The following is a 24,137-nucleotide window of genomic DNA, read 5'->3' on the forward strand; positions in this document are numbered from 1 at the left end:
GTTGCTCGTGGGTCAGTGAAGACGGTGCTGGCATGGAACTGCTCCCCGGATGGTCGGACTCATTTTCGGAGTCCAACTTCCGGGGAGCAGTTCACCCGCTCGGGTGGGGCGCCGTCGTCGGCGGTGCGGATGCTCAGGGGTTGCGCTTGACCCACTCCGCGTTGACGTGGGCGTCGTCGAGGAGGTTGTCCGCCCCGAACCCCTCGCTGATGCGGTACTCGCCGGCCTCCAGGGAGGCGCGCACGTCCTCGCGCAGGATCGGGAGCTTCGCGTAGAACGCGTCGCCGCAGCAGCTGGTGGCCACCACGTCGCGGTGGCCGATGATGCGCGAGGGCGGCATCTCGTACTGCTGGCAGATGTAGGCGGAGAGCCGCACGAGCCCCGCGTAGAGGCTCTGCGGCGGCGGATTCACCATGTAGAAGCCCTCGCACTCGATGCCCAGGGCGTAGGCGTTGAAGCCGAGGGCGTGGATGCCCAGCATGAAGGTCTCCCCGCCCTCGAGGGCGTGGCGGGAGCCGTGCCGGGCCTCCATGGGGAAGCCGCCGCGGGACAACGTGAACTGCTGGCCGGAGTCGCCCCAGCCCTGGGCGATGTGGCCCTTCTGCACCATGCGGGCGAGGTCCATGGCGGCCTGGCGGGACCCGTCGGAGGTGTTCGGCGTCGTCGTGTGGTGGATGACGAGGTACGAGGGGCGCTCGTAGAGGGTCTGGAGGTAGTTGGCGGGCGTGACCGCGCCCCAGTCGTCCGTCGTGAGGATCTCCGGCGCGGGCAGGCGGGGGCGGTCGTCGCCGCCGGCGGAGGCGGACGCCTCGGGGGCCTCGTCGCCGGATCCGCAGGCGACGGCGGCGGAGGCGAGCGCGATGCCGGTGCCGCCCAGGACGGCGCGGCGCGGCCAGCGTCGTCGTGGGGTGGTCTCGGGGAGATCGGCCATGGAGGGGTCCTTCGTGTCGGGGCGGCGGGGGGCCGCGGGGCCGCACGTCCGGGAGCCGGACGGGTGCACGGGCGCGGGCCCACCGGCTCGATGGTACCGGCCGCGCGGCGCGCTCGAGACCCCGGGGGTGGTGCTCCGGGCCACTCAAGCTCGTAGACTCACTGATCATGTCGAGATTGTTCGGAACCGATGGCGTCCGTGGCCTGGCCAACGAGACCCTCACTGTGGAGCTGTCCCTCCAGCTGGCCCAGGCGGCCGCCCCCGTGCTCGGGGCCGAGGCCCTCGAGGCGGGCAGGCGGCCCGTGGCCGTCGTCGCGCGGGACCCGCGGATCAGCGGCCAGTTCATCGGCGCGGCCGTGGTGGCCGGCCTCGCCTCGTCCGGCGTGGACGTCTGGGACGCGGGCGTGCTGCCCACGCCGGCGGCCGCGTTCCTCGTGGCGGACCTGGGCGCGGACTTCGGCGTGATGATCTCCGCCTCCCACAACCCTGCGCCGGACAACGGCATCAAGTTCCTCGCCCGCGGTGGCCAGAAGCTCACCGACGGGCAGGAGGACGAGATCATCCAGCACCTGGAGGGCGCCGACCCGCTGCGCCCCACGGGTGCGGACGTGGGCCGCGTGCGCGTCTTCTCCGACGCCGAGGACCGCTATGTCCTCCACCTCCTCCAGTCCCTGCCCCACCGCCTGGACGGCCTCACCGTGGTGCTGGACTGCGCCCACGGCGCGGCCGCCGGCTGCTCACCGGAGGCGTTCCGCGCCGCCGGCGCGCAGGTGGTCGTCATCGGCGCCTCCCCAGACGGGCTGAACATCAACGAGGGCTGCGGCTCGACGCACCTGGAGATGCTCCAGGCGGCGGTCAAGGAGCACGGCGCGGACCTGGGCATCGCCCACGACGGCGACGCCGACCGCTGCCTCGCGGTGGACGAGCACGGCGAGGTCGTGGACGGCGACCAGATCATGGGCGTCATGGCGCTGGCCCTGAAGGACCGCGGCGCCCTGCGCGACGACACCCTCGTGGTCACCGTCATGTCCAACCTCGGCCTCAAGCTGGCCATGGGCCGCGAGGGGGTCCAGCTGGTGGAGACCCAGGTCGGCGACCGCTACGTCCTGGCCGGCATGAAGCTGGGGGACTACTCGCTGGGCGGCGAGCAGTCCGGTCACGTGATCTTCGCGGACCACGCCACCACGGGCGACGGCGTGCTGACCGGCCTGCAGCTCGCCTCCCGCGTGGCCCAGACCGGCACCCCGCTCTCCGAGCTCGCCGGCGTGATGCAGCGCCTCCCGCAGGTGCTCGTGAACGTGCGCGGTGTGGACAAGGCCCGCGCCGGGACGGACGAGGCCGTGCAGGCCGCCGTGGCCGAGGCCGAGGCGCGCCTCGGGGAGACGGGGCGGGTGCTGCTGCGCCCGTCCGGAACGGAGCCGGTGGTGCGCGTGATGGTGGAGGCCCCGGACGAGGACACCGCCCGCGGCGAGGCCGAGTCCCTGGCCGCCGTCGTGCAGCGCGAGCTCGCGCTCCACGCCTGACCCGTGCGCCCGGACCAGCCGCCTCGCAGGGCGGTGCTGCTCGGCGCGCTGACGGCCGGGCTGGCGCTGCTGTGGGGCGTGGCCTACGCGGCCGTGGACGCCCCGGTGTGCGGCCGCGGCGTGGCGCTCGAATGGCTGCCGTGCCTGGACGCGGGGACCGGCGGCGCGGCCACCGCACCGTAGGGGGCGGCCCCGTGCCCCCGGCGGGTGAGCCCCGTGACAGGACGGGCCCCGGACGCCTCCGTTGGGGAGGTGTCCGGGGCCCGTCGGGGTCGGGGAGCCGGGAGGCTCAGAGGCGGGGGTCGGTCCCGGTGACGGTGCCCGCGGCGCCGCCGCGCTGGGCGGCCAGCAGGTCGCGGATCTCGGAGAGCAGCGCGACGTCCTCCGGCACCTCCTCGTCCTTCGGGGTGATGCCGAGGCGCCGGTTACGGCGCTCGATCATGGCGTTCATCGGCAGGACGATCACGAAGTAGACCGCCGCGGCGATGAGCAGGAAGTTGACGATCGCGGTGAGGAGGACGCCGAACTGGATGGCGTTGCCGTTGAGCATCACGACGCCGAACTGGTCGAAGTCCGGCGCCTTCACGAGCCCGGAGATGAACGGCATGAGCACGTTCTCCACGACCGCGTTGATCACCTTGCTGAAGGCGGCGCCGATGACGACGGCCACGGCGAGGTCGATGACGTTCCCCTTGAGGATGAATTCCTTGAATCCTTGAAGCATGGGGCAAGTCTATGGCCATTCGAGGCCGGCGCCGACCGTGTCCGGGGCTCGGCCGGGCCGGGGCGACGAGGGTCCGGCCACGAGGCGGGCGTCAGACCTTGCGCAGCAGGACCCGCGTGACCTCGTGCCGCTCGTTCTTGGTGAGCACGAGTCGCGCCCGCCCCCGGGTGGGATGCACGTTCTGCTGGAGGTTGGGCCCGTTGATGGTGTCCCAGATGTGCTCCGCGGTGGCCTGCGCCTCGGCGTCGGAGAGGTGGGCGTAGCGGTGGAAGTAGCTGCGCGGATCGCGGAAGGCGCCCGAGCGCAGGTCCATGAAGCGCTCGATGTACCAGCGGCGGATCCAGTCGGCACGGGCGTCCACGTACACGGAGAAGTCGAAGAAGTCGGAGACGCTGAGGCCGGCCGTGCCGTCGGTGCGGGTGCGTGGCGGGGCGAGCACGTTCAGGCCCTCCACGATCAGCACGTCCGGGCGGTGCACCGCCTGCTCCTCGCCGGGGACGATGTCGTAGGTCATGTGCGAGTACACGGGCGCACGCACCTCCTCCGCCCCGGACTTCACGTCGGCCATGAAGCGGAGCAGGGCGCGCCGGTCGTAGGACTCCGGGAAGCCCTTGCGCTTCATGAGCCCGCGTTCGGCGAGGACGGCGTTCGGATGGAGGAAGCCGTCCGTGGTGATGAGCTCCACGCGGGGGGTGGTGGGCCAGCGGCGCAGCATCTCCTGGAGCACGCGCGCGGTGGTCGACTTGCCCACGGCCACCGAGCCCGCCACGCCGATCACGTAGGGGGTCCGGCCGGTGTGCTCGCCCAGGAAGGCATTGGTCGCGCTGCGCAGTGCACCGGACGCCTCGACGTTGATGCCCAGGAGCCGGGAGAGGGGGAGGTACACCTCGGCGACCTCGGTGAGGGAGAGGGTGTCGCCGATGCCGCGCAGCCGCTCCACGTCCGCCTGGTCGAAGGGCTGGGCCATCTCCGCGGCGAGGCGGGACCAGGTCTGCCGCTCGAGCTCCACGAAGGGAGAGCGGTGGTGGTCGGCCGCCCGGGCGGGCTCGCGGGGCCGGGCCGGGAGGGCAGGGCTCGCGGGGAGCGCGTCGGTGTCCGTCACCGCACCATTATGACGGTCGCCCTGCGGCGGGTCGGAGCCCGCCGTTCCGTGGCGCGTCCCGGGCCCCCTGCGGCGCGCCTCCGGGCCCCGAACCGCCGCCGCTAGGATCGGACCCATGCGCGTTCTCGTGACCGGTGGTGCCGGCTACCTCGGGTCACACACGGTGACCACCCTGCTCGACGCCGGCCATGACGTCCTGGTGCTGGACAGCCTCGTCAGCTCGTCCCGGGCAGCCCTCGAGCGGGCCGCCGAGGTGTGCGGCGTCGAGCTCGGCGGCCCCCGCCTCGACCTGCTCCAGGCGGACGTCTGCCGTCCCGAGCACTACGCCGACGCGGTGGTGCGCTACGCGCCGGACGGCGTCGTGCACTTCGCGGGCCTGAAGTCGCCGACGGAGTCGATGCGGGAGCCTGCCGCCTACTACAGCGTCAACGTGGCCGGGACCGCACAGGTCGCGCGCGTGGCCGCCGAGGCCGGCGCGCGTGTCCTGCTCTTCTCCTCCTCCGCCACGGTCTACGGCGACGACGCCCCCGTGCCCGTCGCCGAGGACGCGCCCACCGCGCCCGTGAACCCGTACGGCCACTCCAAGCTGATGGCCGAGCAGGTCCTGCGCGACGTCCACGGGTCCGTGCCCGCGCTCTCCGTGGCGGTGCTGCGCTACTTCAACCCTGTGGGCGCCCACCCGTCCGGCCGCCTGGGGGAGGATCCGCAGGGCACGCCCGCCAACCTCATGCCGTTCGTGGCGCGCGTGGCCACCGGGCAGTGTCCCGAGCTGCAGGTGTTCGGGGCGGACTTCGCCACGCGGGACGGCAGCGCCATCCGCGACTTCATCCACGTGATGGACCTCGCCGAGGCCCACGTGGCCGCCCTCGAGTGGATGACGGAGCACACGCGGGACGCGCCGGCCGTGAAGGTCTGGAACATCGGGCGCGGGGAGGGCGTCACGGTGTTCGAGATGGTCCGCGCCGTCGAGGCCGTCACCGGCCGCGCCGTCCCGTACCGGGTCGTGGGCCGCCGCGCGGGGGACATCGGGGAGTCCCGCGCGGCCGTCGACGCGATCGGCGGGGAGGTCGGCTGGCGCGCCCGGCGCAGTGTCGAGGCGATGGTCCGGGACATGTGGGCCTGGCAGGAGGCCAACCCCCACGGCTACCGCGAGTCCTGAGCGCGGTGGCGCGCGCCCGGGGCCGCGGCCGGTATCCTCATCCGCATGTGCGGAATCGTCGGATACATCGGCCACCCCTCCACCACTCGGGACCACGGCGCCCTCGAGGTCCTCATGGAGGGCCTGCGCCGTCTCGAATACCGCGGATACGACTCCGCCGGCGTCGCCGTCGTGGCGGACGGCGAGCTGTACCACCGCAAGAAGGCGGGCAAGCTGGCCAACCTGGCCGCCGAGCTCGAGGCGCACCCGGTGCCCGCGGCGCAGGTGGGCATCGGCCATACGCGCTGGGCCACCCACGGCGGCCCCACGGACGTCAACGCGCACCCGCAGGTCGCGGACGAGGGCCGTCTGGCCATGATCCACAACGGCATCATCGAGAACTACGCCGAGCTCCGCGAGGAGCTCCTGGCGAAGGGCGTCACCTTCCTATCCGAGACGGACACCGAGGTGGCCGCCCATCTGCTCGCGGACGTCTACCGCACCGCGGGCGAGGGCGACCTGACCCGCTCCATGCAGATGGCCTCCCAGCGCCTCGAGGGCGCCTTCACCCTGCTGGCCGTCCACGTGGACCACCCGGACCGCGTGGTCGCCTCCCGCCGCAACTCCCCGCTCGTGGTGGGCGTGGGCGAGGGGGAGAACTTCCTCGGCTCGGACGTCTCGGGCTTCATCGACTTCACGCGGAACGCCATCGAGCTCGAGCAGGACCAGGTGGTGACCATCACCGCCGACGCCGTCGAGATCACCGACTTCGCGGGCGCGCCCGCGCAGGGCAAGGCGTTCTCCGTGGACTGGGACGCCTCCGCCGCGGAGAAGGGCGGCTTCGCCACCTTCATGGAGAAGGAGATCCACGACCAGCCGCAGGCCGTGCAGGACACCCTGCTGGGCCGCACGGACGCCTCGGGCGCGCTCGTGCTGGACGAGCTGCGGATCGAGCCCGAGGAGCTGCGCAGCATCACCAAGATCATCGTGCTCGCGTGCGGCACCTCGGCCTACGCCGGGATGGTGGCCAAGTACGCGATCGAGCACTGGTGCCGCATCCCGGTGGAGGTGGAGCTCTCCCACGAGTTCCGCTACCGGGACCCCATCATCGACGACGGCACGCTCGTGGTCTCCATCTCCCAGTCCGGCGAGACCATGGACACGCTCATGGCCGTCCGGTACGCGAAGGAGCAGGGCGCCCGCACGGTGTCCATCTGCAACACCAACGGCTCCACCATCCCGCGCGAGTCCGACGCCGTGCTGTACACGCACGCCGGCCCCGAGATCGCCGTGGCCTCCACGAAGGCGTTCCTCGCCCAGATCACGGCGGCCTACCTCCTCGGCCTCTACCTCGCGCAGCTGAACAAGAAGCTCTTCAGCGGCCAGATCAGCGACATCATGGCGGACCTCGCCGACATCCCCGCGAAGATCGGCGAGATCCTCGAGAACGCGGACCAGGTCAAGGAGCTCGCCCGCTCGATGGCGGACGCCACCTCCGTGCTGTTCCTCGGCCGCAACGTCGGCTACCCCGTGGCCATGGAGGGCGCGTTGAAGCTCAAGGAGCTCGCGTACATCCACGCGGAGGGCTTCGCCGCCGGCGAGCTCAAGCACGGGCCGATCGCGCTGATCGACGAGGGCCAGCCGGTGTTCGTGGTCATGCCCTCCCCGATGGACCGCCACTCCCTGCACGCCAAGGTGGTCTCCAACATCCAGGAGGTCCGCGCCCGCGGGGCCCGTACCTTCGCGGTGGCCGAGCGGGGCGACGCCGCGGTGCGCTCGCAGGCCGAGGTCGTCATCGAGGTTCCGGAGACCCAGCCGATGCTGATGCCGCTCCTCACCACCGTGCCCCTGCAGATCTTCGCGCTCGAGCTCGCCTCGGCGAAGGGCTACGACGTGGACCAGCCGCGCAACCTGGCGAAGTCCGTCACGGTGGAGTGAGCTTCCGCGCCGTCAGGCGCGCAGCGGCGGGCCGGGTCTCCCACGGGGACCCGGCCCGCGGCCGTCGTGGAGGGCGCCGCGGCGCAGGAGCCGCTAGGGTGATCTCGGTCACACATCGGTGACCCCGACCTCGAGGAGGCCCACCCATGCATCCGTCCCGCCGCACCGTCACGCAGGGGCTCGCCGCCGGCCTGGCCGGCCTCGCCCTTCCCGCCGCGCTGGCCGAGTCTGCCCTCGCCGCGCCCCGGACCGCCGGGGCGGACGCCGACATCCTCCAGCGCTCGCTGGACGCCCTGGTCGCGTGGCCCGTCGTCGGCGCCGTGTGCGCCGTGGCCTCCCCGGCCGGCCGCCTCGAGCTCGCCGCCGGTCGGCGCTCCGCGGCCACCCCGGCGCCGGCCCGCCCCCAGTCGGTCGCCCGCGTCGCCAGCGTCACCAAGGCCATGACCGCGACACTCGCGTTCCAGGAGATCGAGCGCGGCACCCTGCGCCTCGACTCCACGATCGGGGAGGTCGTCCCCGGCCTGTGGCCGGGCCGCGAGGAGGTCACCCTGGGCCAGCTGCTCAACCACACCTCGGGCATGCCGGATGCCGTCTGGGTGATCATGGAGCACCTGGGCCTGTGGGACCTGCCGCTCACGCACGTCCGCGACGTCGTCTCCCGCCCCTACACGACGCTGGAGCTCGTGGAGCTGGCGAAGCAGGACGGCTGGTGGTTCGAGCCCGGGACCGACTGGGGCTATTCCAACACCGGGTACGTGGTGGCACAGCTGATGGTGGAGGCCGTCACGGGCCGCCCGCTCTCCCGCCTGATCCGCGAGCGCGTGTTCCGCCCCGCGGGCATGCACCGCGCCCGCCTCGAGGAGGGCACGCTCGTGCGCGGCGCCGAGATGGAGGACGCCGCGGTGCGTCCCGCCGAGACGATGCGCCTCGAGGTCATCGACCAGTCGGTCTTCGCGGGAGCGGCCGCGGTCATCGCGACGGCGGGCGACGTCGTCCGCTTCTACCAGGCGCTCCTGCAGGGCCGCCTCGTCAGCCAGTCGTCGGTGGACGCCATGATCACCCCCGTCGGAGCGGCCGCCCCGTACGGCTACGGGTACGGGATCTTCCAGATGCCGGACCCGGCGGTGCCCGGCGGCACGCTGTACGGGCACGACGGCGGCGGGTTCGGCTCCGCGTCCCTCGCGCTGGCCAGCCGCGACGGCTCGCGCGCGATGGCGTTCACGTTCGTCGGCCGCCCGTACTGGGCGGAGGGAGCCGCCCAGGTGTGGGAACGCCAGACGGCCGTCCTGCGCGCCGCCTTCGCCCTGCCCCGGGGCGTCGACGCCGAGGCCCAGGCCCGTGCCGCCCACGGCGCCGCCGCCGGACGCCTGCGCATCGGCTGACGCACCGGCGGGCAGCCCGCCCGGTCCTGGCGCACCCCCACGGGAGGGTGCGCCGGGGCCGTCCGCCGTCCGGACCCGGCGGCGGGGCAGACCTTCGCCACCGCGAGGGTCTGCGGACCGCCCAGTAGACTCGCTGACGATGCGCGTCGGCTCCGGCGCGCCCTGCCTGACCTCGGAGAGACATGCGCACAGTGGACATCGGCCAGCCGTACCCCCTCGGGGCCACGGTGGACGACACCGGCACCAACTTCGCCATCGCCGTCGGCCGGGAGGTCGAGGCCGTGGAGCTGTGCCTCGTGGGGGAGGACGGCACGGAGGAGCGCATCCCGATCGAGGAGCGCCACGACACCACATGGCACGTGCACGTGGCCGACGTCGGCCCGGGCCAGCGCTACGGGTACCGGGTGCGCGGTCCCTGGGAGCCTGCCCGCGGGCTGTGGCACAACCCCGCCAAGGTCCTGGTGGACCCCTACGCGCGCGCCTTCACGGGCGAGTACGCGTGGGGCCAGCAGCACCACTCGTACGACTTCGACGAGCCGGACCGCATGGACACCACCGACAACCTGGGTTCGACCATGCTCGGCGTGGTGGTGGCCGACGACTTCGACTGGGGCGAGGACGCCCCGCCGCACACCGAGCTCGCGGACACCGTGGTCTACGAGACGCACGTGAAGGGCATGAGCCGGCTGCACCCGGACGTGCCGGAGGAGCTGCGCGGCACCTACGCCGGCATGGCCCACCCCGCCGTGGTCGGGCACCTGACGCACCTGGGCGTGACCGCGGTCGAGCTCATGCCGGTGCACCAGTTCGTCAACGACGCGACGCTCCAGGAGAAGGGGCTGGACAACTACTGGGGCTACAACACGATCGGGTTCTTCGCCCCGCACGCCGCCTACGCGGCGGCAGACGACCTCGGCGGCCAGGTGCGCGAGTTCAAGCAGATGGTCAAGGACCTCCACGCGGCCGGCCTCGAGGTCATCCTGGACGTGGTCTACAACCACACCGCCGAGGGCAACGACAAGGGCCCCATGCTCTCCCTGCGCGGCTTCGACAACGCCGGGTACTACCACCTCGTGGAGGGCGACGAGCGCCACTACATGGACTACACGGGCACGGGGAACTCGGTGGACCTCTCCAGCCCCAAGGCCCTCCAGCTCGTCATGGACTCGCTGCGGTACTGGGTGACCGAGATGCACGTGGACGGCTTCCGGTTCGACCTCGCCACCACCCTCACCCGCGTGGAGGGGGAGAAGGGCCCGGACATGTTCTCCGGCTTCTTCGACGTGGTGCGCCAGGACCCGGTGCTGCGCATGGTCAAGCTCATCGCCGAGCCCTGGGACGTGGGGTGGGGCGGCTACCAGGTGGGCAACTTCCCCGGCATCTGGAGCGAGTGGAACGGCATGTACCGGGACACGGTGCGCGACTTCTGGCGCGGTGAGCCGGGCACCCTCGGCGAGTTCGCCACCCGCCTCACCGGCTCAGCGGACCTGTACGAGGGCGACGGCCGCAGCCCCGGCGCGTCCGTGAACTTCGTCACCGCGCACGACGGCTTCACCCTGCGCGACCTCGTCTCCTACAACGAGAAGCACAACGCCGCCAACGGCGAGGACAACAAGGACGGCGACTCGCACAACCGCTCCTGGAACTGTGGCGTCGAGGGGCAGACGGACGATCCGGAGGTCCTCACCCTCCGTGCCCGGCAGCAGCGCAACTTCCTCGCCACGCTCCTGCTCAGCCAGGGCGTGCCGATGATCAGCCACGGCGACGAGCTCGGCCGGACGCAGGGCGGCAACAACAACGCCTACTGCCAGGACAACGAGATCGCCTGGATCGACTGGTCCACGGTGGACGCGAACCTCGTGGAGTTCACGCGCACGCTCATCCGGCTGCGCTGTGAGCACGCGGTGTTCCGCCGACGCCAGCACTTCGACGGCCGCCCCGCCGCCCGCGACGTGGACGCGCCCCTGCCGGACATCGTGTGGCTCGAGCCGGACGCCTCGCCCAAGACGGAGGACGACTGGGGCAACGAGGCCCGCTCGATCGGGTTCTACCTCAACGGCCATGCGCTGCCGCGCCGAGACGGGGAGGAGGAGCCCTACCGGGACTTCTACGTGCTGATGAACGCGTGGTGGGAGCCGGTGCCGTACACCCTGCCCGGCCCCACGTTCCCCGCGGCCTGGGAGATCGTCCTGGACACGTCCTCGCACGTGGCGCCCCAGGGCACCCATCCGATCGTGCGCGCCGGCGAGCTGGTCGAGCTGCCGCCGCGCTCCACCATGGTGCTGCGGGAGGTCCCGGGGGACGCCGGGGCGTGAGCGTGGGCATCACGGACACGGAGCCCGTGGCGGCGCCGGGGCACGCGGCCCCGGCCGCCCGGCGCCGTGCCCTCCGGTGGGTGCTCGCCCTGCTGGCCCTGATCCTGGCGGGCGCGCTCGCCGTCGGGGTGGAGGGGGCGGTGCGGCGCACCCTGGAGCCCCACCCGGACGGGCCCGACCGCGTGGACGCGCTGCTCGTGCTCTACAGCCAGCCGGCGGTCTACGACGCGGCGCTCGACCTGCTCGGCGCGGGCGTGGCCGACCGCGTGTTCGTCTCCGCGCACCTCGGGCCGGACGGCCATGAGAAGCTGTGCGGAGAGCCGGCGAAGGCCGACCCCCGCCTGCACGGCGTCACCGTGGAGTGCTTCTCCCCGGATCCGGTGACCACCCAGGGGGAGGTCATGTTCGCGGGCGAGCGCATGCGGGCCCTCGGCCTGCAGGACCTGGGGGTGCTCACCTTCGGCGAACACCTCGAACGCGCCCGCCTGCTCGCGCGGCGGTGCTGGCCGGAGGAGGAGGGCACGGTGTCCATGTACGAGTTCGACGCCGGATACGACGACGGCGTCCGCGCACGACAGGCGGCCTACGCGGTCCTCGCGTACGGCAAGGCGGGCCTCACGCCCGGCTGCGGCGACGAGCTGCCCGGCGTGGTGCGCTGGCCGCTCGACCTCGCCAAGCGAGCCCTGGGCATGCCCGTCGAAGCCGCCGTGCGCACGGCTGGCGTCCGGCCGGTCGGCGTCGCGCTCGCGGAGACGTCGGCGTGATCGTCGGCATCGGCGTGGACGTGGTGGACGTGCCGCGGTTCCGCGCGCAGCTGGAGCGGGCGCCCGCCCTGCGCGAGCGCCTGTTCACCGAGGACGAGCGGGACCTGCCGCTGCGCTCCCTGGCCGCGCGCTTCGCAGCCAAGGAGGCGATCGCCAAGGCCATGGGCGCACCGCCCGGGATGATGTGGCACCACTGCTGGATCCCGCGTCCGGACCACGGCGACGGCCGCCCCACCGTGCACCTGACCGGCACCGTCCAGGCCCAGGCCGAAGCTCAGGGCATCACACACTGGCACCTCTCCCTCAGCCACGACGGGGACGTCGCCACCGCCTACGTGGTCGCCGAGCGTCGCGCGGCCGAGGAGGAATCCGCATGACCGCCCAGGACCTGTCCCGCCTCGCCGTGCCCGGTTCGACCGTGCGCGCGGCCGAGGAGCCCCTGCTCGCCGCCGGCCGTGGCCCCGAGCTGATGCGGTCCGCCGCGTGGGCCCTGGCCGAGCACGCCGCCACCCTGCTGCGTGAGCGCGGCCCGGTGGCCGGGGCGACCGTGGCCGCCCTCGTCGGCCCCGGCAACAACGGTGGGGACGCCCTGTTCGCGCTCGCGTTCCTGCGGCGCCGCGGCGTGGCCGCGGTCGCCGTGCCCGTCCGCCGGGACGACGACGGCGCCCCGCGCTGGCACGCCGAGGGCTGGGCCGCGCTGCGGGCGGCCGGGGGGCGCTGCGCCGACGCGGTGCCCTCCGAGGCGGCGCTCGTGGTGGACGGGGTGCTCGGCACAGGCTTCGCCGGCGAGTTCGAGCTGCCCGCTGCCGCCCGCGCGCTGCCGGCGGACGCGCTGGTGCTGGCCTGCGACGCGCCCTCCGGCGTCGACGCGGACACCGGCGAGGTGCGCGGGGAGGCCCTCCGCGCGGACGCCACCGTCACGTTCGGCGCCCTCAAGACCGGGCTCGTCCTCGGTGAGGGTGCCGCGCTCGCGGGCGTCGTGCACGTCGCGGACATCGGGCTGGCCCCGCACCTGCCGACGTCGCCGGCCGCGCGCCTGTGCGTCATGGACGAGGCGGCCGCCCGGGCGGCCCACCCGGCCCCCGCGGTCGACGCCCACAAGTACACGCGGGGAGTGGTGGCCGTCGTCGCCGGGTCGGAGCGGTACCCGGGGGCCGCCGTGCTCGCGAGCGTCGGTGCCCTGGAGGCGGGCGCGGGCATGGTGCACCACGCCGGCCCGAAGGCCACGCGGGACCTGGTGCTTGCCGCCCACCCCGAGGCGCTGGTCTCGGCGGAGGGACCCGAGCCCTCCCGCGCGGACGCCTGGGTGGCCGGCCCCGGTCTGGACACCGAGCACGACGCGCGGCGGCGCTGGGCCGGCGTCCTCGCCGCGCTCGAGGAGCGGCCCGAGGCGGCCCTCGTCGCCGACGCCTCCGCCCTGGACCTGGTCACCGCCGCCGAGCTGCGGTCGCTACGCGCGGCCGGCACGCCCGTGGTCCTGACGCCGCACGCCGGGGAGTGGTCCCGGCTGCGCGAGCGCGTCCCCGCGGACGGCGCGGACGCGTCCGACCCGCTCGCCGCCCTCCGCGCGTGGACGGCCGAACACGGCGCCACGGTCCTGCTCAAGGGCCCGCGCACCCTCGTGGTCGCCCCGGACGGCGAGGCGTGGGTCGTGACCGGTGGCGGGCCCGAACTCGCGATGGGCGGGACCGGCGACGTGCTCGCCGGGACGATCGGCGCCGTCCTGGCCGCCGACGTGGCGCGGCGCTCGCGGGCGCGCCGGGCCGGCGAGGACCCCGGCCCGGCGCCTACGGCCCGGCTCGCGGCGGCCGCCGCCTGGCTGCATGCCCAGGCCGGGGCCGACCAGGCCCGCGCCGGGCGGATCACCACGGCCACGCTGCCGGCCGCGCTGGGCGCACGCGCCGCGCGCGTGTGGTGGCCGGACGACGCCGAGCCGGAGGCCGTCCGATGAGCCGCGCCGACGTCAGCCCGGCGGACACGGAGCGCGCCGTACGCATCGACCTGGCGGCCGTCCGGCACAACGTGGGCGTGCTGCGAGAGCGGATCCGGCGCCCCGACGGCAGCCGGCCGCTGCTGACCGCCGTCGTGAAGGCCGACGCCTACGGCCACGGCGCGGTGGCCGTCGCCCACGCCGCCGCGGCCGCCGGCGCGGACCGGCTCGGCGTGGCCCACGTGCGCGAGGCCCTGGCCCTGCGGGCGGCGGGGGCGCGCCTGCCGGTGCTGGCGTGGCTGCACACCGGGGCCACGGACTTCGCCGCCGCGGTGGAGGCGGAGGTGACCCTCGGCGTCTCCGGCTGGGACCTCGACGCCGTCGCCGACGTCGTCCGCGGGCTGCGGGCCCGCGACGGGGCCGGACCCGAGGCCCGCGCCGTCCTGCACCTGAAGGCGGACACCGGCCTGGGCCGCCACGGCTGCACGCCCGAGCGGTGGCCCGCGTTCGTCGCGCGTGCCGCCGCGCTCGAGGCCGCGGGCCTCGTGCGGGTGGAGGGCGTGTTCTCCCACCTCGGCGTGGCGGACGAGCCGGACCGGGCCGCCGAGACCACGGCGCAGCTGCTGCGGTTCGAACGGATGGCCGCCGAGGCCGCCGCCGCGCTCGGCCGCCCGCTGCTGCGCCACCTGGCCAACACCCCGGCCACCCTCGCCCGGCCGGACACGCACCTGGACATGGTGCGCGTCGGCCTGGGCCTGTACGGGCTCTCCCCGTTCGCGGACGTCACCGCCGCCGAACTCGGGCTGCGCCCGGCCATGTCCCTCGTCACCGCCCTGGCCAACGTCAAGGCCGTCCCCGCCGGGCAGGGCGTCTCCTACGGGTTCCGCCACATCACGGCGGAGCCCACCGTGCTCGGGCTCGTGCCCGTCGGCTATGCCGACGGCGTCCCGCGCGTCGCCGAGGGCGCACGCGTCCACGTCGGGGGCCGGGCCGTGCCCGTGGTGGGCCGCATCGCGATGGACCAGTTCGTGGTGGACCTCGGCCCGGACGCCACGGACGCGCCCGGTGACGCCGTCGAGCTGTTCGGGCCGGCCTCCGGCATTCCGGTGGAGGAGTGGGCCGCCGCGGCCGGGACGATCAACTATGAGCTGGTGACCCGCATCGGAGGCCGCGTGGACCGGACGCACGTGGACCCCACGCCGACCCAGGAGGCCCGCCCATGAGCGACCACGAGATCCCCGCCCCCGGCCCGACCCTGCCGGAGCCCGCGCTGACAGCGACCGTGCCCCTCGACGGGGCGGACGGCACCCGGGCGTTCGGCCGCGCCCTCGCCGGGGTGCTTCGCGCCGGCGACGTGCTGATCCTCACGGGCGACCTCGGCGCGGGCAAGACGACCTTCACCCAGGGGCTGGCCAGCGGGTTCGGCGTGGCCTCCGGCGTGGTCTCGCCGACGTTCGTCCTCTCCCGCGTCCACCCCGCCCCGGCCGACGCCCCGGCGGGCACCCCGGACCTCGTGCACGTGGACGCGTACCGGCTGCGCTCGGCGGGGGAGCTCACGGACCTCGACCTGGATGCGAGCGTGGACCGCTCCGTGACCGTCGTCGAGTGGGGCCGGGGCATGGCCGAGTCCCTCGCCGGGTTCCCCGAGGACCCGGACGCCTCGTGGCTGGACATCGAGATCGTCCGGGCCCGCGGGGGTGAGGACGCCCCCGCGTCCTCGGCGGGGGAGGGCGACGACGGCATCGTCACCGACTTCTCCGACGAGGACGGAGGCCAGGCCGAGGAGCTGCGTTCGGCCATCGTGACCGGCCGCGGCCCGCGCTGGGCCGGCGTCGTGCTTCCGTAGACTGGCCGCCATGGCCCTGCTCCTCGCGATCGACTCCGCCGCCGCCGCCTCCGTCGCCGTCCTGCGGGACGGTGAGGAGCTCGCGCGCTGGGCCACGGACGACACCCACGCCCACGCCGAGGTGCTCGCCCCCGCGGTGCAGACCGTGCTCGGCCAGGCCGGCGTCACCGGCACCGCGCTGGACGCGCTCGCGGTCGGCGTCGGCCCCGGGCCCTTCACGGGACTGCGCGCGGGCCTGGCGACGGCGGCCGCCCTCGGCCTGGCGTGGGACGTGCCCGTGCACGGGGTCCGCAGCCTCGACGCGCTCGCCCACGTGGCCGGCGTCGACGCCTTCCGCCACGGGATCGAGGAGTTCGTGGTCGCCACGGACGCCCGCCGCCGCGAGGTCTACTGGGCCCACTACGCGCAGGTCGGCGGGCAGCCGACCCTGCTGCACGGCCCCTTCGTCTCGCCGGCGGACGAGGTCACCCCGCTGCCCGTCTACGGCGCGGGGGCCGGGCTCTACCCCGAGGCGCTGCGCGCGGTGCCGGACTGGGAGACGGCCACGCCGTCCGCCGTCGGGGTGGGGCAGGTGGCCGAGCTCGCCCTGCGGCGCGGTCGCGGCCTCGTGCCTGCCGAGCCGCTCTACCTGCGCGAGTCCGACGCCAAGGTCCCCGGCCCCCGCAAGCGGGCGGGCGCGTGAGCCCGGCTGAGCCGGCCCCAGCCGGCGACGGGCACCCCGCTGAGGACGAGTACGGCCTGCCGCCCGGCCACCTGCTGCGCCCCATGACCGTCTGGGACATCCCCGAGGTCATGGCCCTGGAGCCGGTGCTGTTCCCGCTGGACGCGTGGCCGCCCCGGTTCTATGAGGAGGAGCTGGCCCAGACCGGCCCCGCCGGCGGCCGCGACGTGCACGGCCGCCCGCCCACCCGGGACTACCGCGTGGTCGTCCGTGACGTGCCCGCACCCGGAGAGGTCACAGGCGACGACGGCCCCGCCCCCGGGGAGATCGTCGGCTACGGCGGGATCATGGTGGCCGGCGACGTCGCCGACGTGCAGACCGTGGGCACGGTCGCGGCGGCGCAGGGGCGGGGGATCGGGGCGGCCCAGCTGCGCTGGATGGCCGCGGAGGCCGCGGTGCGCGGCGCCGGCGCCCTCATGCTCGAGGTCCGGGCCTCCAACGCCGCGGCCCGGCGGCTCTACACCCGCCACGGCTTCGAGGAGCTGCACGTGCGCCGCCGCTACTACCCGGGCGGCGAGGACGCCGTGATCATGCGCAAGGCCCTGTGACCGGGCCGCTCACTAGACTGGAGCCCATGCCCACCGCCACCGCAGCCCCCCTCGTCCTCGGCATCGAGTCTTCCTGCGACGAGACCGGCGTCGGCGTCGTCCGCGGCACCGCCCTGCTGGCCCACGAGGTCGCCTCCTCCGTGGAGGAGCACGTGCGCTTCGGCGGCGTGATCCCGGAGATCGCCGCCCGCGCGCACCTCGAGGCCCTCGTGCCCACGATCCGCCGTGCCCTGGACACCGCCGACGTCACCCTCGAGGACCTCGACGCGATCGCCGTCACCTCCGGCCCGGGTCTGGCGGGCGCGCTCATGGTGGGGGTGGCGGGGGCGAAGGCGCTCGCCACGGCCCTCGGCACGCCCCTCTACGGCATCAACCACCTCGTGGCGCACGTGGGCGTCGGCATGCTGGACGGCGTGCGGCCCGCGCAGTGGGACGACCTGCCCGCGGACCTGGGCGCGCTCCTCGTCTCCGGCGGGCACACCGAGATCCTGCGCGTGGGTCGGATCAGCTCCGAGGTCGAACTGCTGGGCTCGACCATCGACGACGCGGCCGGCGAGGCGTACGACAAGGTCGCCCGGCTCATCGGGGCGGGCTACCCGGGGGGCCCCGTGGTCGACCGGCTCGCCGCCCAGGGCGACCCGACGGCCTTCCGCTTCCCGCGCGGGCTCACCGCGGGCAAGTTCGTCGGCAGCGCCGAGGAGCCCGGCCCGCACCGGCACGACTGGTCCTTCTCCGGGCTGAAGACCGCCGTCTCCCGCGCCGTGGAGCAGTTCGAGGCCCGCGGCCTCGAGGTGCCGCGCGCGGACATCGCCGCCTCCTTCCAGGAGGCCGTCGCGGACGTGATCACCGCCAAGGCCGTCCGCGCCTGCCGTGAGCACGGGCTCACCCACCTGATGCTCGGCGGCGGCGTCGCGGCGAACTCGCGCCTGCGCGCCCTGCTCGCCGACCGGTGCCGCTCCGCCGGCATCGAGCTGACCGTCCCGCCCGTGAACCTGTGCACGGACAACGGGGCGATGGTGGCCGCGCTCGGTGCACGCCTGGTGCGCGACGGCGTCGCCCCCTCCGACGCATGGTTCGGCGCGGACCCGGGACAGCCGGTCGAGGTCGTCAGCGTCTGAAGCGGGGGGAGGGGGCACGGCGAGGGTACTCAGGTCACCCGATAGAATCGGCCGCATGCGCGTACTTGTCACCGGCGGCGCCGGATTCCTCGGTTCTCACACCGTCAGTGTGCTGCTCGACGCCGGTCACGACGTTCTGGTGCTTGACAGCCTGGTCTCGAGCACGATCGTGCCCCTGGAGCGTGTCGCGGAGCTGGCTGGTGTGGAGTTCGGCGGATCGCGCTTCAGGCTCCACCGTGCCGATGTGCGTGAGCCCGAGTCCTACCGCGCGGCCGTCCTGGCGTTTGGCCCCGATGCCGTCGTCCATTTCGCCGGACTGAAGTCACCGTCGGAGTCGCTCGCCGACCCGGCGTCGTATTACACCGTGAACGTCGCCGGCACCGCCGCCGTTGCCGAGGTCGCGGGCGCCGCGGGTGCCCGCGCCTTCCTCTTCTCGTCCTCCGCCACGGTCTACGGGGATGAAGCGCCGGTCCCAGTGGGGGAGGATGCCGCTGTCGCGCCGGTTACCCCCTACGGGCACTCCAAGCTCATGGCGGAGCAGGTGCTCTGGGACATGCACGCGGCGGGGCGTCGCATGGGTGTGGCCGTGTTGCGCTATTTCAACCCCGTCGGGGCGCACCCCTCGGGTCGTCTTGGGGAGGACCCGCAGGGCGTTCCCGCCAATCTGATGCCGTTCGTGGCGCGAGTCGCCGGTGGGTGGTACGAACAGCTGAACGTCTTCGGCGCTGACTTCGCCACGCGTGACGGCAGTGCCGTGCGGGACTTCATCCACGTGATGGACCTGGCGGAGGCCCACGTGGCCACCCTCGAATGGATGATCGCCCAGCCCGGGGACGAGGTCGGCGTGCGGGTCTGGAACATCGGCCGCGGGGAAGGGGTCACGGTCTTCGAGATGATCCAGGCTTTCGAACGCGTCACCGGCCGCCCGGTGCCGTTCCAGGTCGTCGGCCGCAGACCCGGCGATATCGCTGCGTCATGCGCGTCGGTGGACGCCATCGCCGCGACCGTGGGGTGGCGGGCGAGCCGTGACACTGACGCCATGGTGCGAGATCTCTGGGCGTGGCAGCAGGCCAATCCCTCGGGCTACGCGGGGGGCGCGTCCTGACGGGGAAGATGCCCCACGGAGCCGCGCGGCCATTCGGAGAGGGGCGCGTCAGCGCTGGGCGATGTGCTCCAGCGCGGGTGCGATGACGTCCATGGCCGCATCGATCTGCCGTGCGGCGGTCGCCATGGCCTCGGGGCCTCGCTTGTATGGATCCTGCACCTCGTCGCTCGGATCGGTGGAGCGACGCGCCCAGAGGTGTCCGACAAGGCGGTCCCGCTCCAGGTCTGCGGGCAGGTCTGACATGATGCGCGCCGCCTGGCCCAGCAGCAACACCTTGCGCCCGTGTTGGGGCCAGGCGTCGAGGATCCATCGCCGGTGGTCTGGGCCCATGGTCAGCACGAGATGCGCCTCCTCCAGAAGGCCTCGGGTGAGCTGGCGTGCGACGTGCTGGGACGGGTCTCCGGCGGCGTGGACTTCTGCGGCCATGGGCGGATCGATGGGATGTTCGACGAGCGCACGTGTCCCTGCCGATCCGAACTCGACGCCCTGGATGTCGCGTGCGCGGCTGGTCACATCGGCGTAGGCGGAGCGACAGATGTTGGCCGTGCAGACGAAAAGGACCTTGAAGGGGCCTTCGTGCCCGAGCGCATGACGGTCTCCACCGCCGGGTTGCCACTGGAATCGTGTCATCGGATTGACTCCTTATCGTCGTGGACGCGCCTGGGCACGCTCCTCACCGGAGGGCCTGGGACACAAGATACCCGTGTGGCCTCCGACTCATCGGATGATCGCGGCGTAGGGTGCCCCGCGGATCACTCTCATTGCTCCGGACCTGGGATAAGGTGAGCCGAGTTCACATGCGGGATTGACGAGCCAGGTCTCACCGGTGAGGTCCTCGCTGGGCAAGAGGCGCGGCGAATCGAACGGTGTCATAGGTTGCTCCATGTCGTGGCGAACCTCAAAAGACGTGTCGACCAAGGGAACGTGATGGATCTTCAGCAGTACCTCCAGACCTTCCGCAAGTACTGGCGCAGCATTCTGACCGTGCTGTCGGTTTGCGTGGGAGCAGCTCTCGTGTTCACGTTCTTGCAGACGCCGAAGTACAGCTCCACATCGTCGGCGCTCATCGCGGTGGACACGGCGGCCTCACCCGGTGAGTTGTCCTCGGGCGCCCTTTACGCCGAGCGGCAGGTCTCCTCCTTCGTCGCCCTCGCCGACAGTGCCCTCGTCCTCGACCCAGTCATCGATGAACTGGGCCTGAACGTGACACCACAGGCCTTGCGGAGTCGCGTTTCGGTGTCGTCTCCCGCCGGTACCTCCATCGTTGATGTCACGGTCACTGACACGAACGCCGGACGTGCCGCCGAGATCGCCAACGCGATCACGGCAAGCCTCAAGAACGTCACCAGCGACGTCGTGCCCACCGGTCCTGACGGGGACGAGATTGTCACCGTCACTGTGGTGGAGCCGGCGGCAGAGTCGTCCCGCCCGGTGTCACCACGTCCCGTGGTGAACATCGCCCTGGGATTGATCGCCGGCGTCGTCCTCGGGCTGGGCCAGGCGCTGGTGCGACGCCTGCTGGATTCCCGCATCCGTACAAGGGATGACCTCGAGGAAATCACCGACGCGCCGGTCCTGGCCTCCGTGGTCCGCCACAGGGGCTCGGACCGGGCCAAGGACGGGGCCGTTCCCGCCCGAGGCACGGCCTGGGCCAGCGCCGAGTCGTATCGGAAGCTGCGCACCGCCGTGGGCTTCGTCGCTCTCGGCGGTGAACGACGTTCCTCCATCGTTGTCACCTCATCGGTGCAGGGTGAGGGCAAGACCGAGACCTCGACGAATCTGGCCAAGGTCCTGGCCGAGACCGGCGCCCGGGTCCTGCTGGTTGATGCGGATCTGCGCCGCCCGCAGGTGGGCGTCAGGCTGGGCCTGGACGACGAACTGGGCCTGTCCGATGTGCTGACCGGCCGAGCCGACCTCAACGACGTGCTGCTGTCCGTGGACGACCTGTCGGTCCTCACCGCCGGAACGGTTCCTCCGAATCCGTCCGAGTTGCTGGGGTCGGAGGCCATGGCGGAACTTCTCGCCCTCGTCGAGGCGCACTTCGAGTACGTCATCCTCGATGCCCCACCGCTGCTGCCCGTGACCGACGCGGCAGTCCTCAGCCACCAGGCCGGCGGCGCCATCGTGGTGGCACGTTCGGGGGTCGCGCGCCAGAACCAGCTCACCGAGGCGCTGTCGACCCTCGAGGCGGCCGACGCCTCCGTCTACGGCGTCGTCCTCAACGACGTTCCGGTGTCGCAGATCGACGGATATTCTCAGTACTATCGCTGAGGCGCAGGCCTCTTGCCATGCGGGTGCGGCGCTCCCTGCAACATGCCGGAGGCCCCGCCCCAGCCCTTTGAAGTGGAGGATCATCCATGAAGTCTGCACTGCGCAGAATGGTGGCCCGAGCCCTGACCACGGGCACCTTCGACGACATCGAGTCTGAGATCCTCGCCGCTCTCGAACAACCGGCGGGTGCCGCGGAACGGCAACGCATCGACCGGATCGTCGAACACGCCGTGCGGAACATGCCGTTCTACACCCGCCACTCCGCTCAGGTCTCCTCCCTCGAGGACCTGCCCGTGGTGGACAACCTGATGGTCAAGAGCGGAGTCGAGGATTTCCTGCGCGTGGGGTGGACCGCAGCCAGCTCGTGTCGCGGACGACGTCCGGGTCGACCGGCATTCCGTTGACGGTCTACCTGGACCGTTCCCGTGCCCGGCGCAACCAGGCCGGGGTGGCGGCATCGCTCACGTACGCCGGCGCCGACCCGTTCGCACCCATCGTGCGGGCGCGTCAGTGGGGCTGCATCTCGGCCAGGAGCCGTGCGGTGCAGATCCTGCGTGAGCACTACCCAGCGCATGCGGACCGTTTCGACCCCGCGGACATCGCGCCGCTGAAGGCCTGGGTGCAGAAGCGCAAAGACGTCATGTTCCTGGGCTACCCGTCGTACCTGGAGATGGTCATGCGCACCCTCGAAGCCGAAGGCGCGCGGTTCGCCCCGGGCAATGTCCGCACCCTGATCTCCGCAGCGGAAGTACCGACCCCGTACTTCTTCGCGGCGGCACGTCGCCTCTTCGGCGTCCAAGCCTATGCCCGGTACTCCAGCATGGAGATGGGAGCCATGAGCATCTCAGACCGAGACGACTGGAGCGCCTACAAGTTCGACACCAGTTCGTACCACGTGGAGATCCTCCAGGAGGACTCCGACGAGCCGGCCGCAGCGGGCGAGCTGGGTCGCCTTGTGGTGAGCGATCTGCACAACCTGGCCATGCCTCTGCTGCGCTACGACACGGGTGACATGGCGCGGTTCAAGCTCGACGACCAGGGTCAGGCCGTTCGGAACACGATCGTCGACCTCCACGGCCGCCGCCTGGATGTGCTGGTGGGAGGCACCGCTGCGGCGCCGAGGAAGCTCCACGCTCTGGCGATCTGGGGCCCTGCCGCGCAGATTTCCGAGCTCCGCCAGTTCCAGCTGCGCCAGCAGGACATCGGGCGGTTCACCTGGCTCCTCAACGCAGAGCCGTCGGCAGAGATCGAGCGCACCCTGCGCGGTGCCCTGGACGAGCGGGTCGGTGACGTTGTCGAGTGCCGCTTCGAGTACGTCGACGAGATGCCGGTGCTGGCTTCGGGTAAGCGCAAGTTCTTCGTCAGTGACATCGACGATCCGTCGGCCCTTGTAGACGGGGGCCGCTGACAGTAGGAGTGCGCCGTCGTCTCTCTCGGGGCGAGGAACAAGGCCGGCACGGGGATGTCCTCCCCGAGCCGGCCTCTTTCTGCAGGTGGCCATGGCAGCCGTGTGCACGGCTCACATGGGGCCTGTCATTGCTGTCCGGCCTCCGTGTACTCCCGGTGGAGCGCGTCGATGTCCGTCGTTCTGAAGCATGGCCAACTCAAGCCCAGCAGTGCACCGCCCAGGACGGCCCAGACGATGAGGGCGAAGAGCGACTCGGTGCCCAAGGCCCCGGGAGAGGAGGGGACGAGCAACAACGAGAGGAATAGGACAGCGATCAGGGCGCCGGCCATGCCGAGGATCTTCAGTCCGGCGGAGGGAGCCATCGCCTCCGCCGACTGGATCCTGCCGGAGGCGAGGGAGATGACGAAGATCGAGGCGAAGAAGTACGCGACGGTGATGCCGGCCGAGGTCATGTCCACCAGCCAGCTCAAGGCGGCCCTGCCGAACCACGGGGTCAACGAGCACAGTGTGGCGATGACCAGGATGGAGAACACCGGGGTGCCGGAGGCCCGGGACAGCGAGCGGAAGGCCCGTGGGATCATCTTGGCCTCGCCCATGGTGTACAGCACCCGCGAGGATGCCGCGATGAACCCGTTCACTCCGGTCAGCACGCCCGCGGAGACCGCCGCCACCACCAGGACCATGGCTATGGCGCCCAACAGGTCCGTGAGTGCCTCTGCCGGTGGTCAGGCGCTGTCACTGTAGTCCGCGGCCCGCGAGGACACCGCGATCGCCGTCACCAGGGACATGAGAATGTACACCACCGCTGCAGTGACGATGCCCGTCACCATCAGCCCGACGACCTTGCGCGGGGCGAAGCCGAATTCCCCGGCCATCTGCGGCACGGTGTCGAACCCGATGAAAGCCCACGGCGCGATCGCGAGGATGACGAAGACGCTGGTCAGCAGCGAGTGACCCGCGGGGACTGCCGCCGGCAGCTCGATGTCCTTCGTCAGGAAGGCATACACGGCTGACACTCCAAGTATGGCGATGCAGGTGAGCATGGTCACGACCGCCCAGAATTGGAACCGCCCGGTGAACTCCACCCCCTTCATATTCAACAGGGCGAAGGCCCAGATGAACAGTACCGAGACCAGGACCTCCGCAAGGTAGACCTCCCACCCTGCGACCTCGAAGAGCTTGCCGTGCGAGAGGAGCCCCGGGAAGGTCACACGGAAGATCAGGGTGACCGCCGAGGCGTTCATGGCGACGACCCCGATGTACCCCAGGGCCAAGGACGGGACTGGTGCACGTGTAGGTGACAGGCGTCTTCACGTCGGGTCTGCGGGCGTGTGGTCCATGATCAACTCGTACTCGACGGGCGTCAATCGGCC

Annotated in this window: 22 protein-coding genes and 1 pseudogene; 18 read left to right on the plus strand and 5 right to left on the minus strand. The window is 72.6% G+C overall.

The genetic code is table 11. The annotated features are described in order from the left end of the window. Nucleotides 1–133: 133 nt before the first annotated feature. Nucleotides 134–931, minus strand: coding sequence for a peptidoglycan recognition family protein (locus AB0302_RS10860; RefSeq protein WP_366372038.1), 798 nt, complete (start codon nt 929–931; stop codon nt 134–136). 167 nt (nt 932–1,098) lie between these two features. Between AB0302_RS10860 and glmM the strand changes: the two genes are divergently transcribed. Both glmM and AB0302_RS10870 read left to right on the plus strand, forming a co-directional pair. Continuing rightward, entirely contained in the window at nt 1,099–2,454 is a 1,356-nt protein-coding gene (gene glmM, locus AB0302_RS10865; RefSeq protein ID WP_248115958.1) for a phosphoglucosamine mutase, read from the plus strand. A gap of 3 nt (nt 2,455–2,457) precedes the next feature. Beyond that, nucleotides 2,458–2,637 carry a hypothetical protein gene (locus AB0302_RS10870; RefSeq protein ID WP_298711715.1) on the plus strand — a complete coding sequence of 60 codons (180 nt, stop codon included), beginning with the start codon at nt 2,458–2,460 and terminating at the stop codon, nt 2,635–2,637. Nucleotides 2,638–2,743: 106 nt separating this feature from the next. Here the strand turns inward: AB0302_RS10870 and mscL are convergent, their stop codons facing one another. Together mscL and coaA are read right to left on the minus strand one after the other, a co-directional pair. Continuing rightward, nucleotides 2,744–3,178 carry a large conductance mechanosensitive channel protein MscL gene (mscL, locus tag AB0302_RS10875; RefSeq protein WP_248115953.1) on the minus strand — a complete coding sequence of 145 codons (435 nt, stop codon included), beginning with the start codon at nt 3,176–3,178 and terminating at the stop codon, nt 2,744–2,746. 91 nt (nt 3,179–3,269) lie between these two features. Further along, nucleotides 3,270–4,187, minus strand: coding sequence for a type I pantothenate kinase (gene coaA / locus AB0302_RS10880; protein WP_248116156.1), 918 nt, complete (start codon nt 4,185–4,187; stop codon nt 3,270–3,272). 208 nt (nt 4,188–4,395) lie between these two features. Between coaA and galE (AB0302_RS10885) the strand changes: the two genes are divergently transcribed. The 13 genes from galE (AB0302_RS10885) to galE (AB0302_RS10945) all read left to right on the plus strand — a co-directional run bounded on the left by galE (AB0302_RS10885) (nt 4,396) and on the right by galE (AB0302_RS10945) (nt 19,085). Next, nucleotides 4,396–5,439 (plus strand): UDP-glucose 4-epimerase GalE, encoded by a 1,044-nt coding sequence (gene galE, locus AB0302_RS10885; protein ID WP_319074062.1) that lies wholly within the window; start codon nt 4,396–4,398, stop codon nt 5,437–5,439. Between the two features lie 45 nt (nt 5,440–5,484). Continuing rightward, nucleotides 5,485–7,356, plus strand: a complete 1,872-nt coding sequence (gene glmS / locus AB0302_RS10890; RefSeq protein WP_366372042.1) for a glutamine--fructose-6-phosphate transaminase (isomerizing) — start codon at nt 5,485–5,487, stop codon at nt 7,354–7,356. Between the two features lie 146 nt (nt 7,357–7,502). Continuing rightward, the gene (locus tag AB0302_RS10895; RefSeq protein ID WP_366372044.1) at nt 7,503–8,738 is read left to right on the plus strand and encodes a serine hydrolase domain-containing protein; all 1,236 of its coding nucleotides are present in this window, start codon (nt 7,503–7,505) and stop codon (nt 8,736–8,738) included. Between the two features lie 182 nt (nt 8,739–8,920). After that, on the plus strand, nt 8,921–11,053 hold the full coding sequence (gene glgX, locus AB0302_RS10900; RefSeq protein WP_366372046.1) for a glycogen debranching protein GlgX: 2,133 nt from the start codon (nt 8,921–8,923) through the stop codon (nt 11,051–11,053). Continuing rightward, entirely contained in the window at nt 11,050–11,817 is a 768-nt protein-coding gene (locus AB0302_RS10905) for a hypothetical protein (RefSeq protein ID WP_366372048.1), read from the plus strand. Before glgX ends, AB0302_RS10905 begins: the two co-directional genes overlap by 4 nt. Then, nucleotides 11,814–12,194 (plus strand): holo-ACP synthase, encoded by a 381-nt coding sequence (locus tag AB0302_RS10910; protein WP_366372050.1) that lies wholly within the window; start codon nt 11,814–11,816, stop codon nt 12,192–12,194. The genes AB0302_RS10905 and AB0302_RS10910 overlap by 4 nt, the downstream gene beginning before the upstream one ends. Next, a complete protein-coding gene (locus AB0302_RS10915) occupies nt 12,191–13,768 on the plus strand; it encodes an NAD(P)H-hydrate dehydratase (protein ID WP_366372052.1) in 1,578 nt (525 codons plus the stop codon). Before AB0302_RS10910 ends, AB0302_RS10915 begins: the two co-directional genes overlap by 4 nt. Beyond that, entirely contained in the window at nt 13,765–14,970 is a 1,206-nt protein-coding gene (gene alr, locus AB0302_RS10920; RefSeq protein WP_366372054.1) for an alanine racemase, read from the plus strand. The genes AB0302_RS10915 and alr overlap by 4 nt, the downstream gene beginning before the upstream one ends. Further along, nucleotides 14,967–15,593, plus strand: coding sequence for a tRNA (adenosine(37)-N6)-threonylcarbamoyltransferase complex ATPase subunit type 1 TsaE (tsaE, locus tag AB0302_RS10925; RefSeq protein ID WP_366372056.1), 627 nt, complete (start codon nt 14,967–14,969; stop codon nt 15,591–15,593). Before alr ends, tsaE begins: the two co-directional genes overlap by 4 nt. A gap of 10 nt (nt 15,594–15,603) precedes the next feature. After that, entirely contained in the window at nt 15,604–16,275 is a 672-nt protein-coding gene (gene tsaB, locus AB0302_RS10930; RefSeq protein ID WP_366372058.1) for a tRNA (adenosine(37)-N6)-threonylcarbamoyltransferase complex dimerization subunit type 1 TsaB, read from the plus strand. Further along, a complete protein-coding gene (locus tag AB0302_RS10935) occupies nt 16,272–16,862 on the plus strand; it encodes a GNAT family N-acetyltransferase (protein ID WP_366372060.1) in 591 nt (196 codons plus the stop codon). Before tsaB ends, AB0302_RS10935 begins: the two co-directional genes overlap by 4 nt. Before the next feature lie 26 nt (nt 16,863–16,888). Next, the gene (gene tsaD / locus AB0302_RS10940; protein ID WP_366372062.1) at nt 16,889–17,980 is read left to right on the plus strand and encodes a tRNA (adenosine(37)-N6)-threonylcarbamoyltransferase complex transferase subunit TsaD; all 1,092 of its coding nucleotides are present in this window, start codon (nt 16,889–16,891) and stop codon (nt 17,978–17,980) included. A 55-nt stretch (nt 17,981–18,035) separates the two neighbouring features. Continuing rightward, nucleotides 18,036–19,085: a UDP-glucose 4-epimerase GalE gene (gene galE, locus AB0302_RS10945; protein WP_366372064.1), complete on the plus strand. Its 1,050-nt coding sequence runs from the start codon at nt 18,036–18,038 to the stop codon at nt 19,083–19,085. A gap of 48 nt (nt 19,086–19,133) precedes the next feature. On the opposite strand, the gene AB0302_RS10950 is transcribed toward galE (AB0302_RS10945), so the two are convergent. Further along, nucleotides 19,134–19,715, minus strand: a complete 582-nt coding sequence (locus AB0302_RS10950) for a hypothetical protein (RefSeq protein WP_366372066.1) — start codon at nt 19,713–19,715, stop codon at nt 19,134–19,136. 297 nt (nt 19,716–20,012) lie between these two features. Here AB0302_RS10950 and AB0302_RS10955 point away from each other — a divergent pair, with 297 nt between their 5' ends. The 3 genes from AB0302_RS10955 (at nt 20,013) to AB0302_RS10965 (ending at nt 22,764) form a co-directional block, all read left to right on the plus strand. After that, nucleotides 20,013–21,356: a polysaccharide biosynthesis tyrosine autokinase gene (locus AB0302_RS10955; RefSeq protein ID WP_366372068.1), complete on the plus strand. Its 1,344-nt coding sequence runs from the start codon at nt 20,013–20,015 to the stop codon at nt 21,354–21,356. Nucleotides 21,357–21,442: 86 nt separating this feature from the next. Beyond that, complete coding sequence (locus AB0302_RS10960) at nt 21,443–21,760, plus strand: hypothetical protein (protein WP_366372070.1); 318 nt, start codon at nt 21,443–21,445, stop codon at nt 21,758–21,760. Further along, the gene (locus AB0302_RS10965) at nt 21,703–22,764 is read left to right on the plus strand and encodes a hypothetical protein (RefSeq protein ID WP_366372072.1); all 1,062 of its coding nucleotides are present in this window, start codon (nt 21,703–21,705) and stop codon (nt 22,762–22,764) included. The genes AB0302_RS10960 and AB0302_RS10965 overlap by 58 nt, the downstream gene beginning before the upstream one ends. A gap of 125 nt (nt 22,765–22,889) precedes the next feature. Here AB0302_RS10965 and AB0302_RS10970 read toward each other — a convergent pair. Further along, a pseudogene (locus AB0302_RS10970) lies at nt 22,890–24,038 on the minus strand (APC family permease). Nucleotides 24,039–24,137 lie beyond the last annotated feature (99 nt).

The sequence above is a fragment of the Micrococcus sp. NPDC078436 genome (assembly GCF_040702705.1).
Taxonomy (GTDB): Bacteria; Actinomycetota; Actinomycetes; order Actinomycetales; family Micrococcaceae; genus Micrococcus.